General features: G+C 73.3%; 10 protein-coding genes. 3 read left to right on the plus strand and 7 right to left on the minus strand.

The window, feature by feature from the left end:
• Window positions 1-10: 10 nt before the first annotated feature.
• The 4 genes from JFN87_RS09750 to JFN87_RS09765 form a co-directional block, all read right to left on the minus strand.
• Window positions 11-478, minus strand: coding sequence for a GNAT family N-acetyltransferase (locus tag JFN87_RS09750; protein WP_209339573.1), 468 nt, complete (start codon window positions 476-478; stop codon window positions 11-13).
• Window positions 479-504: 26 nt separating this feature from the next.
• Window positions 505-1,464, minus strand: coding sequence for a DNA polymerase Y family protein (locus JFN87_RS09755; RefSeq protein ID WP_209339548.1), 960 nt, complete (start codon window positions 1,462-1,464; stop codon window positions 505-507).
• Window positions 1,461-4,979: a DNA polymerase III subunit alpha gene (locus JFN87_RS09760; RefSeq protein ID WP_209339549.1), complete on the minus strand. Its 3,519-nt coding sequence runs from the start codon at window positions 4,977-4,979 to the stop codon at window positions 1,461-1,463. The genes JFN87_RS09755 and JFN87_RS09760 overlap by 4 nt, the downstream gene beginning before the upstream one ends.
• Window positions 4,980-5,212: 233 nt before the next feature.
• Window positions 5,213-6,313: a S1 family peptidase gene (locus JFN87_RS09765; RefSeq protein ID WP_209339550.1), complete on the minus strand. Its 1,101-nt coding sequence runs from the start codon at window positions 6,311-6,313 to the stop codon at window positions 5,213-5,215.
• 599 nt (window positions 6,314-6,912) lie between these two features.
• Between JFN87_RS09765 and JFN87_RS09770 the strand changes: the two genes are divergently transcribed.
• On the plus strand, window positions 6,913-7,350 hold the full coding sequence (locus JFN87_RS09770; protein WP_209339551.1) for a cell division protein SepF: 438 nt from the start codon (window positions 6,913-6,915) through the stop codon (window positions 7,348-7,350).
• A 58-nt stretch (window positions 7,351-7,408) separates the two neighbouring features.
• Here JFN87_RS09770 and JFN87_RS09775 read toward each other — a convergent pair whose 3' ends face one another.
• Window positions 7,409-8,605: an acyl-CoA dehydrogenase family protein gene (locus tag JFN87_RS09775; RefSeq protein WP_209339552.1), complete on the minus strand. Its 1,197-nt coding sequence runs from the start codon at window positions 8,603-8,605 to the stop codon at window positions 7,409-7,411.
• 308 nt (window positions 8,606-8,913) lie between these two features.
• Here JFN87_RS09775 and JFN87_RS09780 point away from each other — a divergent pair, with 308 nt between their 5' ends.
• Complete coding sequence (locus tag JFN87_RS09780; protein ID WP_209339553.1) at window positions 8,914-9,912, plus strand: phosphatase PAP2 family protein; 999 nt, start codon at window positions 8,914-8,916, stop codon at window positions 9,910-9,912.
• Window positions 9,913-9,962: 50 nt separating this feature from the next.
• Here JFN87_RS09780 and JFN87_RS09785 read toward each other — a convergent pair whose 3' ends face one another.
• Together JFN87_RS09785 and JFN87_RS09790 are read right to left on the minus strand one after the other, a co-directional pair.
• A complete protein-coding gene (locus JFN87_RS09785) occupies window positions 9,963-10,178 on the minus strand; it encodes an I78 family peptidase inhibitor (protein WP_030907851.1) in 216 nt (71 codons plus the stop codon).
• A gap of 273 nt (window positions 10,179-10,451) precedes the next feature.
• On the minus strand, window positions 10,452-11,297 hold the full coding sequence (locus JFN87_RS09790; protein WP_209339554.1) for a hypothetical protein: 846 nt from the start codon (window positions 11,295-11,297) through the stop codon (window positions 10,452-10,454).
• A gap of 270 nt (window positions 11,298-11,567) precedes the next feature.
• Here JFN87_RS09790 and JFN87_RS09795 point away from each other — a divergent pair, with 270 nt between their 5' ends.
• Entirely contained in the window at window positions 11,568-12,347 is a 780-nt protein-coding gene (locus JFN87_RS09795; protein WP_209339555.1) for a DUF8842 C-terminal domain-containing protein, read from the plus strand.
• Window positions 12,348-12,477: the final 130 nt, after the last annotated feature.

Genomic DNA, 12,477 nt, shown 5'->3' on the forward strand with positions numbered 1-12,477 from the left:
CCCGAGTACGTCAGGACCCGGGAGGGGCGACGGCCTTGCGGTAGTGCACGCGGTCGTAGCGGCCCTCCGTCGCGCGGCCCGTGCGGACGTAGCCGATCCGCTCGTACAGCGCCTGGTTCTCCGTCATCAGCGCGTGCGTGTACAGCCTCACCTCGTGCAGGCCGAGCGCGGCGGCCCGCCGCTCGGTGAACTCCAGCAGGGCGCGGCCCGCGCCCGTGCCGCGCGCGTCGGGGTGGACGGCGACCGACGCGAGCAGGAGGTGGTCCTCGTGCGGCTCGATGACGAGGACGCCGGTGACGGGCCGGCCGGTGACGAACACCCGCCCCGCGGCGATGTCCGCCGCGTGGTCGGCCTCCATCGGCACGGGCGCCAGGCCGATGCGGGCGACGTAGGGGCGGTACGCCGCGTCCGTGACGGCCGCCACGCGCGGGGCGTCGGCGGTGACGGCGGCGCGCACCGGGTGGTCGTGGTCGTCCATACCGGCACCGTACGCCGGCGCCTCACTCACGCCGCGAGCGTGCCCGGGCGGATCGCCGACGGGCCGAAGCGCGCGCGTGCGCGGTCGGCCGTCTCCTCCAGGCGGCGGGCGCGTTCGTCCGCGGGGTCGAGGGTGAGCTGGCGGGTGGCCCTGGCCTCGGGGGCCAGCCCGTCGGCGCGCAGGGAGAACGCCCGCACCCTGGCCCGCTGCAGGCCGAGCGCGTCGTGCATGCGGTACGCGGTGGCGGTGAGGGCCGGCGAGTGGGCGGTCGCCTCGGGGAGGGTGCGGGTGCGCTGGGTGGTGGAGCCGTCCGCGTAGCGCACCACGAGCGTCAGCGAGCGGCACACCTGGTGGGAGTCGCGGAGTCGGCCGCCCAGTTCGCCGGCCGCGGACAGCAGCGCGCGGCGCTGGGCGTCGCGGTCCACCTCGTCGTGGCCGAAGGCGCGCTCGGCGGCGAGCGTGCGGGCGCCCTCGTCGGGGACGACGCGCGTGCGGTCGATGCCGAGCGCCTTCTCGTGCACCTCGCGCCCCACCCGTACGCCGAGGAGCCGCTGGAGCGTCGCCAGCGGCACGCCCGCGGCCTTCCCGACGGTGTCGAGCCCGTAGGTCCGCAGGGTCCTGGCGGTGGCGGCGCCGACGCCCGGCAGCGCGGTGACCGGCTTCGGCGCGAGGAACGCGGCCAGTTCGCGCGGGTCGTCCGCCACGACGAGCGTCGTGCCGTACGCCGCCTGCCTGGCCGCCATCCGCGCGGGCAGCGGGGTGGCGGCCACGCCGATGGCGCAGTCGGCGCCGGCGTGCGCGAGCGCGCGCACCCGCAGCACCGAGGCGATCCCCGCCGCGTCCTGGCCGAAGTAGCGCCGCGCGCCCGCGACGTCGATGAGGGCGGTGTCAGGCGGCAGCGCCTGGGCCACCGGGCTGATGTCCTCGGCCACCCCGAGCAGGTCGGGCAGTGCCGCGCCGTCGCGCAGCCGTACACAGATGATCATCTTCCCGCGCTCCCCGGGCTCGAATGCCACAACTTCCTTCCCGTGGCCGGGCCTTCGCCGGCGGGGCGCAGGTCGGCCCAGGGGTTCATCTCATAGCCGGTCGGCAGCTGGATCCTGCGGCCGCCGCCAGGTGCGGGCGCGCCGTCGCCGGACGCGCCGTCGCCCGCCACGGGCGCCGCGAGCGCCGCCGCGACCGCGTCGAGCCCCTCACGCTCCCGCAGCTCCACCAGTTCCGCGAGGTTCCAGGCCCTCGCGCCCACCACGCTCAGGCTGCGCGGCCCGCGCCGCTGCACGACCCCGCGCACCAGCAGCAGCCAGGAGTGGAAGACGGGGAACGCGCACGCGTCGTGCGAGTCGTCGAAGAACGCCAGGTCCACCAGGCCCGTGCCGTCGTCGAGCGTGGTGAAGATGACCCGCCTGCCGGACCGGATCGGCGGCGTCTGGGTGGCCACCTTGGCGCCCGCGACCAGCACCGTGCTGCCGTGCGGCGCGTCCCGCAGCCGTTTCGCCGAGTGGACGCCGAGTTCGGTGAGGAAGGCGTGGTGGTCGTCCATCAGGTTCCTGGACGCGTCCATCGACAGCACGCCGAGCTCGGCGCTCAGCCGCTCCGTGTCGTCCAGGTCGGGCAGCCCGGCCGCCGCGGTGCCCCGCCCCTCCCCCAGCGGCAGCTGCGCTCCGCCGGCCGCCTTGCCCCGCTGCGCGCCGTGCAGTTCGGAGAGGTGCAGCAGCAGGTCGCGCCGGTTGGCGCCGAACGCGTCCAGCGCGCCGACCTGCGCGAGCCGCTGCGCCACCGGCCTGCCGGGGCGGGCGCGCTGCCAGAAGTCGAGCAGCGAGGCGTACGGCTGTCCCGCCTCGATCCGCGCGCTCTCCGCCTCGCTGATGCCGTGCACGTCGGACAGGGCGAGCCGGAGTCCGTACCGGCCCGCCACCGGGCCGTCATCAGACACCAGTTCGATTCGATGGGCGACCGCCGACCGGTTCACGTCGAGGGGCAGCACCGGCACCCCGCGCCGCCGCGCGTCCGCGAGCAGCAGCCGCTTGGGGTACATCCCCGGGTCGTGGGTGAGCAGTCCCGCGTAGAAGGCCGCCGGGTGGTGGGCCTTCAGCCACGCGGACTGGTACGTCGGCACGGCGAACGCCACCGCGTGCGCCTTGCAGAAGCCGTACGAGCCGAACGCCTCGACGATCTCCCAGGCGCGCGCCACGGTCTCGGGCGCGTAGCCCTTCTCCCCGGCCGCCCGCTCGAACCAGGCGCGGATCCTGCTCTGCGACTCGGGGTCCGACAGACCGCGGCGTATCCGGTCGGCCTCCTCCAGGCCGCAGCCGGTCATGGTGTTCAGCATCCTGATGATCTGCTCGTGGAAGACGACCACCCCGTACGTCTCACGCAGCGCGTCCTCCAGGTCCTCGTGCGGGTAGCGGGCGGGCGCCTTGCCGTGCCGCGCCTCGATGAAGGGCCGCACCATGTCGGCGGCGACGGGTCCTGGCCGAAACAGCGAGATGTCCACGACCAGGTCGTGGAAGGTGGCGGGCTGGAGCCTGCCGACGAGGTCGCGCTGGCCGGGCGACTCGATCTGGAAGCAGCCGAGCGTCTCGGCGGAGCGGATCAGCCGGTACGTCTCCCGGTCGCCCTCCGGCACCTGCGCCGGGTCGTCGAGGTCCACCGCCCTGCCGGTGGCCCGGCCGATCTCGGCGACGGCGTGCGCCATCGCCGACTGCATCCGCACGCCCAGCACGTCCAGCTTGAGCAGCCCCAGGTCCTCGACGTCCTCCTTGTCGAACTGGGACATGGGGAAGCTCTCCCCGCTGGTCGGCACCACCGGGGTGCGGCGCAGCAGCGAGGCGTCGGAGAGCAGCACGCCGCAGGGGTGCATGGCGACGCCGCGTGGCAGCGCGTCCAGCGACTCCACCAGGTCCCAGAACCTGCCGTAACGTTCCTTCTCCTCCGCCAGGTCCTTCAGCTCGGGCAGCTCCGCCAGCGCGGCGCGCGCGTCGCGCGCCCTGATGTGCGGGAACGCCTTGGCGATCCTGTCGATCTCGGCCGGGTGCATGGACAGCGCGGCGCCGACGTCCCGCACGGCGTGGCGCACCCGGTACGTCTCCGGCATCGCGACGGCCGCGACCCGCTCGGGACCGAACCGGGCGAGGATCGCGCGGTAGACCTCGAGGCGGCGCGCGGACTCCACGTCGATGTCGATGTCGGGCAGGCCGGGGCGGCGGCTGGAGAGGAACCGCTCCATCAGCAGGCCGTGCGCGACGGGGTCGGCGGGCGCGATTCCCAGCAGGTGGTTGACCAGGGATCCCGCGCCGGAGCCGCGGGCGGCGACCCGGATGCCCATGTTCCTGATGTCGTCGCTCACCCCGGCGACGGTGAGGAAGTACGAGGCGAAGCCGAACGCGTCGATCGTGCGCAGCTCCTCGTCCATCCGCCGCCAGTACTCCCGGCGGTCGGGGCGCAGGTCGTAGCCGCGCGCGACCATCCCGGCGGCGGCGCGCGAGCGCAGCACGCGGGAGGCGGTGCGGCGGCCGGCGCCGACCAGGCGGGGCTCGGGGAAGTGCACGTTGTCCTCGCCGAACCCCTTCGACGGCTCGATCAGGCCGATGTCGTCCGCCGGGTCGACCAGGCAGGCGGCCGCGGTCCGCTCGGTCGCGGCGAGCAGGCGGTGCGCGGCGTCCCGCCCGAGGCCCGCGGCCTCGGCGACCAGGCCGGCGGTGCGCGCCATCGCCGCCGCGTCCTTCAGCCACCGCTCCCCCGTGTCGAGGCCCCTGCGGGGGTCGACGGGGACGAGCCGGCGTGCCGCGTCGAGCACGTCGGCGACCGGCCCCTGCCCGGGGTCGGCGTACCGCACGGCGTTGCCGAGCACCGCCCGCACGCCCTGCTCGGCGGCGAAGCCGAGGGTGCGGGCGGCATGGCGCAGCGAGCCCGGCCCCGCGCCGGTACGGCCGTGGTGCACGACCTCCAGGCGCAGCGCGTCGCCGTACGCCTCGCGCCAGGGAGCGAGCAGCCGGGCGGCGCGGTCGGGCCGGCCCGCGGCGAGGGCGCGGCCGACCTCGGAGTCGGGGCCGAGGAGGACGGTGAGGGCGTCGCCGTGGTTGTCGCGCCAGGTCAGCAGCGGTCCCGACGATCCCGTGCCGTGCGCGGTGGACACGAGCCTGCACAGGTCGGCCCACCCGTCGGCGCCGTCGCGCGCGAGGAAGACGGCGCGGGCCGCCGACTCGTCGACGAAGGCGCCGCCCCGTACGGGGGTGGCGCGGCGCCGCGCCGCGGCTTCGCCCGGGCCCGCGGCGCCGGGGAGGGCGCCCGCCACGGCGAGGTCCACGCCGAACACCGGCCGCACCCCCGAGGCCTCGCACGCCTTGGCGAACCTGACGGCGCCCGCGAGGGTGTCGCGGTCCGTGAGGGCGAGGGCGTCCATGCCGCGCTCGCCGGCGCGCTCGGCCAGCAGCTCCGGGTGGGAGGCGCCGTAGCGCAGGGAGTACCCGGAGGCGGTGTGCAGATGCGTGAACGTCTCCACCTCCACCTCCCGCGCTGTCCGAAACTCGCCCCCACGGTCCCCACCATAACCAGTTTCGAACGCTCGTGCGAATGATGTGAGGGGGCTCGCCCCTGGCGGCTCCGAGCCCGCTTCCACCTGGGCGAATGCCACCCCGGAGGGGCCGGGACAGGAGGAGGGGCGGACGGGAACAGTCCCGTCCGCCCCTCCCGCGCCCCGCGGGCCGGCCGCGGCGCCAAGGCCGGCCAGGCGTGTCAGCCGATCTGCGCGCCGAACGCCGACAGCGCCGCGGGCACCGGCTGGAAGAACGTCTCGCCGCCCGACGTGCAGTCGCCGCTGCCGCCCGACGTCAGGCCGATCGCCGAGCTGCCGGAGAACAGCGAGCCGCCGCTGTCGCCCGGCTCCGCGCACACGTCGGTCTGGATCAGCCCGTTCACGACGTCGCCGTTGCCGTAGTTGACCGTGGCGTCGAGCCCCGTCACGGTCCCGCCGTGCACGTGCGTCGTGGAGCCGCTGCGCTGCACGCTCATGCCGACCGTCGCGTCGGCGGCGCCCGTGATCTTCTGGGTGCTGCCGTTGTAGAGGTCGACCTCGCTCGGGTGCGGGGTGCCGGGCGACGCGTACTTCACCAGGCCGTAGTCGTGGCCGGGGAAGTCCGACCCGGCGTTGGAGCCCAGCTCGTTGCCCTGCGCGTCCGTCCAGTCCTGGATGGCCTGGGTGCAGTGACCCGCCGTCAGGAAGTACGGCTGGCCGTCCTTGACGACGTTGAAGCCGAGCGAACACCGCCCGCCCGAGCCCTGGATGGCGTCGCCGCCCGCGATGAACGGCTTGAACTCCCCAGCCGTCCGCTTCAGCTCGACCTTGGAGCCGAGCCCCTTCACCACGCCGCTGAGCCTGGCCAGCTCGTCGCCCTTGACCGTGCGGTCCGCGGTGACGACGACCTTGTTCGCGACCGGGTCGATCGACCAGGACGTGCCGGCCACGGACGACGCCGCGCCGGAGAGGGTCTTCCTGGCGCTCTTCAGCTCGCTCAGCGAGTTCGCGACGACTCTCGCCCTGCCGCCGGCCTCGCGCACCGCGTCCGCCGCGTCCTCATTGAGGACGTTCACCACGAGCGCCTTCGACTTCGCGTCGTAGTACGAGCCGGCGGAGTCGTTCACGCCGAGGTCCTTGACGAGCGAGGAGGAGAGCTTTCCGGCCGCCAGCGGGGTCAGTGACTTCACCGTGGACTGCGGCGACCCCTCGGACGCGTTCGCAGTCTGGAAGGTGATGCCCGCCAGTACGAGCGCGGCCACAGCACCTCCCGCGACGGCGGTGCGCCTCCCGGTTATTCGCCTGTGCTGACCATCTTTCATGTACGAGCCTCCTGTGGGGGGACCGCACCGAAGCCATGTGGGGTGCTCCGATACGGAAGATGTGGCCGCCCACTATGGCGAAACCCGCGAGTAACCCACAAGACCCCCTTCAGGACTCGTCTGTGGCGAGTACCACATCGGCGCGCCGGCCCGCCTCGGCAGGAGCAGCCGTGGTCGTTCCGATCGCGAACACCGCGTGCGATCACAGCCACAGCACAGGGTGATGATTCCGGATGGCCGAAAACAGTCCATGCGCCTGTGCGGCACCTGTGGGCCCGTCAGGATCCGGACGGTCAGGGCCCGATCGCGTGAAACCCGTGGCCCGGAGGCGAGAGCAGGGGCGGCGGCGGTCCGGGGCGCGCGGCACGGTCCGGGGTCACCCGGACGCCCGATAGATCACCCGTCTGGGCCGAAATTCATATTTCGTGCTGATTCATCGTCTCCGCAGGGGAAGAACCCTGACGAACCGCCATATCCTGTGTGCCAGAAGCGTCACGAATCATCTGCACGGCGGTTATCCCCTTGGCGCCGGATCAGCATGATGGATGACCATAGAGGGGATGCGGAACCACAAGTGACCGCGGTGAAAGGAGGCGTCCATGGGATCGGTGCGCAAGGCGAGCGCCTGGCTGGGCCTCGTCGAGGACAATGACGAGCGGTACTACGACGACGACGAGTACTCCGAGGGTGTCGAGAGCGGCGACGCCTGGAAGACCGACCTCCGTCTCCGCGGCGCGTCGGAGGCCGCCCAGGAGCAGGACCGCAGGATCGCGACCGTGTCGCCGGACAGCTTCCGGGACGCGCGCGGCATCGGCGAGCTGTTCCGCGACGGCATCCCCGTCATCGTCAACCTGACGGCGATGGACCCGTCGGACGCCAAGCGCGTGGTCGACTTCGCCGCGGGCCTGATCTTCGGCCTGCGCGGCTCCATCGACCGCGTCGCCAACCGCGTCTTCCTGCTGACCCCCGCCCACACCGAGATCGTCTCCGACGACGGCAGCAGCCACCCCCAGGACGGTTTCTTCAACCAGAGCTGAGCAAGGGCCGCTCACCGGCCCCGGTGCGTGCCCCGGCGGGCACCGCCGGGACGCGCCCTCACCGGAAGGCGTCGAGACCGGTGAGCGCCTTGCCCAGGACCAGCTGGTGCATCTCCACGGTGCCCTCGTAGGTCAGCACCGACTCCAGGTTCGTCGCGTGCCGCATCACCGGGTACTCGAGCGAGATGCCGTTGGCGCCGAGGATCGTCCGCGCGGTCCTGCAGATCTCGATCGCCTCGCGCACGTTGTTCAGCTTGCCGAAGCTCACCTGCTCGGGGCGGAGCGTGCCCGCGTCCATCCGCCGCCCGAGGTGGTGGGCGAGCAGGATGCCCTTGTGCAGTTCGAGCGCCATGTCGGCCAGCTTCGCCTGGGTGAGCTGGAAGCCGCCGATGGGCCTGCCGAACTGCTCGCGCTCGCGCGCGTAGCCGAGCGCGGCCTCGAAGCACGCGCGCGCGGCACCCATGGCACCCCACACGATCCCGTAGCGCGCCTGGTTCAGGCAGCTGAGCGGCCCGCCAAGACCCCGGGCCTCGGGCAGTTCGGCGCCGGCGGGCAGCCGCACACCGTCGAGGACCAGTTCGCTGGTGACGGAGGCGCGCAGCGACCACTTGTGCTTGATCTCCGGCGCGGAGAAGCCCGGCGTGTCCGTCGGCACCACGAACCCGCGCACTCCCTCGTCGGTGGCCGCCCAGACCACGGCGACCCCGGCGACGCTCCCGTTGGTGATCCACATCTTGCGGCCGTCGAGCACCCAGTCACCGCCGTCGCGGCGCGCCCTGGTGCGCATCGCCGCGGGGTCGGAGCCGTGGTCGGGCTCCGTCAGGCCGAAACAGCCGATCGTCTCGCCCGACGCCATGGACGGCAGCCACCGTGTCTTCTGCTCCTCCGAGCCGAAGCGGTGGATCGCGTACATCGCGAGCGAGCCCTGCACGGAGACGAGGGAACGGATGCCGGAGTCGGCGGCCTCGAACTCCAGGCAGGCGAGTCCGTACTGCACCGCGCTCGCGCCGGCGCATCCGTAGCCCTCCAGGTGCATGCCGAGCGCGCCGAGGCCGCCGAGCTCGCGGGCGAGCTCGCGCACGCCGGGCAGCTCGCCGCGCTCGTACCAGTCGGCGATGTCGGGCAGGACGCGGTCGGCCGACCAGGCGCGCACGGTGTCGCGCACCGCGAGGTCCTCGGGACCGAGCAGGTCGTCGATGCCGAGGGGGTCGCCCGGGTCGAAGGGCGGGCGCTTGGCGGCGGACGGCTTGGACATGGTGTTACCTCCGGCGGCACCTGAAAACTAGCAGTGGTAGTCAACGGCCGTGCCCGACGTTACGGGCAGTGCGGCCGGGGCGTCCAGGGCGAGCGGACGGGAAATCCCGCGCGACGCTTCCGTGAACCAATTCACGGCAGCACGGGGAATCGCCTCGCACGGTGTGTCGAATAAAAAGAACAAGATCACTTGTATTTCGGGAACCGCTTCGGATAAACCGTGATCTGAGACATACTCCACATCACATCGTCATCACAAAGAGACCTGATCGACCTGCCCGCTCACTCACTCGCTGTAACGTCGATTGGGTGCGTACCGACATCTTTGCCCGCCTCGACCGGGAGCCGGTGCCGCCGAAGATAGTGATCCCGCGGATGAGCTCCACCCGCACGGCTCTCTTCGGCGGGACGTTGGCGTTCTACGTCTTCGTCGTGGCTGCCGTGCTCACCGACTCCTGGCTGGTGGCGCTGGACTGGAAGACCTTCCTCTTCCGGCCCTACCAGCAGTGGCCGGGGCTGCACGCGTTCCTCGACTACTTCGTGGTCCTCGGGCAGCGCGGGCCCACGGCCGTGATGATCGCCGCCTGGCTCGGCTGGCGGTCGTGGCGCCAGCACACGCTGCGGCCGCTGTTGGTACTCGGCACGTCGCTGCTGCTGCTGAACGTGACGGTCGGCGCGGTGAAGCTGGGGCTCGGCAGGCAGGGCCCGCACTACGGGACGCAGGTCGGTTCGCCCGAGCTCTTCTCCGGCGGCGACATATTTCCCTCGGGCCACACCGCCAACGCGGTCGTGACCTGGGGCATCCTCGCCTATCTCGCCACCACCCCGCGCACCCGCCGCTACCTCTCGCTCGGCTCGTCCGCGCTCGCCCTCGGCGTCGGCGCGACGACCGTCTACCTCGGTACGCACTGGGTCAGCGACGTCCTGCTCGGCTGGGCGGCCGGCCTGCTGATCCTGCTGGCCATGCCCTGGTTCGAGCCGATGATCGGCCGCGCCGAGCTGGCGATCTTCGCCGCACGCGACCGGCTGCGCGCCTACCGCGGTGCGAGAGCGGGCGCGCCGGCGTCGCCGGGCGAGGACGAGCCGCAGCCGCCAAGGCGGCCCAGTGACGGCGAGCCGCCGCGCAGGCCGGTCGGGGCCGCGCGCTCGGGGCGTGCGGGAGCCGCCGGCTCCTCCGTCGCGCCGGGTCAGGCCAAGGGCACGCTGGCGCAGTCGCGGACGCACCACCCGGTGCGCTCGGACCGCCCGCCGGTCACGCCCGCGGGCAACCGCAGGCCGCCGCAGTCCCGGCAGATCGCCGGCGGCTGACCAGAAGGGCCGTGCCTGGCGTCGGCGGCGTCCAGCGGTGGCGGCAGGCGTCAGCCGCGCCAGCAGCGGACCACGGAGCCGTCGTCCACCTCGAAGTTCAGGCGGCCCTCGCGGAACTCGAGCGTCACGACGGAACCGGGCGGCAGCGCGCGCACCGTGGTCCAGCCGTGCTCCCGTGCCCTGCGCTCCGCGCTCTCGGCGTCGAGGCCGACGTACGCCTCCGTGGCGTCGTCAGGGCCCTGCTGGGGTCGGGGTGTCGGTGCCATGCCCTCACCGTAGGTCGGCCCCGCCCGCGGCGGAAGGCGGCGGCCGGTGCGCGAGGGCGCGGCACCCCCTTTCGGCCCACCGGAGTCACACTTCTGTCACAGGATCTCGACAGCTGGCAGAGGGTAATGGCGAAGCGGACACCGGGCCGCCATATACCGTCCCCCTGAATTTCACGCGGCCGGGACCGGAGAAATTCCGTTTACCGCATTACTCGTGTCCATGACGACTCGCCGCGGCAGCACTTTCGAATACCGGAACGTGCGGTAATTCGCTCACGAGGTGGCGGCCGCGAGGTGCGCCGGTTCCAGCCGCACGCTCAGTCCGTTGTCCTCCGTGTAGCACGGCAGGGCGCTGACGCCCGCCGACTCGTGCGCCGGACCGACCGTCCAGCGCCGCTTGTCCCACACGTCGTCGAGGATCCGGGAGATCCGTGCCGCCGGGAGGCCATCGCCCGGCACCAGCCATAGGTCCCACCACTGACGCCGGCCCGCGCACGCGCGGGCGAGCGGCCTGTACGGCAGCGTGAAGGCGAAGACGCCGCCGCGCCCGGTGGCCGGCACCCGGTGCACGAGCCCGCCGCCGCGCAGCCGCGCCTCGACGACCGCGCCGCCCGACCCGCCCGCCGTCCCGTACGAGACTCCCTCGACGGTGACGGCGCCCGGCAGGCAGTGGATCTCGCCCGCCTCCGCGTGCGGCTCCCTGACCCAGCTGCGCACCGCCAGGCCGCCGTCCGCCGTGGGGTACGGCAGGCGGACCGAGACGGGGCCGGCCTCGGGCACCCGGCCGACCAGGGCCCGCACGTCCCGCACCCCCGTGCGCAGCGGCTCGTCCGCCTCCGGGGTGTCGCAGCGGACGTCCCAGTGGCCCTCGGCCAGCTCGACGGTGGAGGGCAGGACGGCGCGCCTGCGGCCGTCGTCGGCGGCCATGAGCGGCAGCCTGACGTCGGCGCGTCCACCGCCGTCCCCGCCGCCGTCCCCACCGCGGGCCCCCAGCACGAGGACCGCGCGCTCGGGCAGCCCGTCGCACGGGATGTCGAACGTGATGCCGCCCGCCGAGTCCGCTCTGCAGTCGACGGCGTACCCGGTCGCCGGCGCGATGTGCTCGGTGGAACCGTTCATGCGGTCTGGCTTCCTCGTTCTTCCGCTGTCTGGTGGCTGGAGTCCGGCGCACGGCACCGCGCGCGTCCCGGCGGGCCACGGCGGCCCGCCCCACGAGTGAGATGCGGAATACGGACGTTCGGTGCCGTTTCCCCGAAGATCGGTGCCGTTTCCCCGAAGATTCGACCCTTCTGTGCGGCGCCGCAGCGTGACCCCGGCCACTGATCGCCCGTTGTCTTCGTACGAGCCGGGAAGAACCCGGCGCCACGTACCGAGTTCGAGGAGCCACCCGTGCCGCGCATGCTCGACGTCAGCGAAGACGTACGCGCCGAGATCGGCGACGAAGAAGCCGAACGGCTGCTCACCGGCGACAACTCGCCCGGAAGCTACGACTGCACCTCCTGCCGCACGCCCGGCGACTCGGAGCAGGAGCGTACGAGCACCGTGCTGTTCGTCGGCGAGGAGACCGCCGTGCTCGCCTTCGCCCACGCATCCTGCATCCCTTCGCAGGTCGTGCAGGTGGCGGAGGACCAGCTCCAGGGGGCGGTCAGGTCCATCACCGGCGGCGAGGGCGATGCCGCCACCCCGTCGGGCCGGCCCGAGCAGGCCGTGCTCGGCGTCACCAGCGGGCTCGTCCTGATCGACGGCGCCCTGCACCCCGCCCTGGTGGTCGAGCCGACGGCGCCCATCGCGCGCCCCGGCACGACGGGCCCCGACCAGTTCCTCGAACTGCTCGTGGAACAGGGCTTCCAGTCCGTGCACGACCTGTCCGCCGCGCCCGAGGCGCTGCCCGGCTGGTCGGTGCTGCTCGCCATGGGCAAGCTGCACGCGGTGCTCCAGCCCGGCGCGAACGGCGGCGGGCAGGTCGCCTGGTGGCAGGCGCACCAGCCGCTCCAGGTCACCGAGGGATGGCGGGCCGAGGCCAGCAAGTCGAGCCGGGTACTGGTCTTCGCCGCGCCCGTCGGCTCGATCGGGCAGCAGCCGCGCGAGGATCTGCTGCGTGACGCGCTGGACAAGGCAGCGGCCAACGGCCGCCTCGTCGCCGCCGCCATGCCGCTGGCGGGCACGTGACGGGCCGTCACACGGCCGGCCACCGGCGGCCCGACGAGCCGCCGGTGGCCGGGGACCCGTACAAAAACAGGGCAATAACGCCCGATACCCCGCATCCCGAAGGTCGCGGGGTCGTTGGGCGTCACGTGTA

This window comes from Streptomyces montanisoli (assembly GCF_017813245.1).
Lineage (GTDB): Bacteria > Actinomycetota > Actinomycetes > Streptomycetales > Streptomycetaceae > Streptomyces > Streptomyces montanisoli.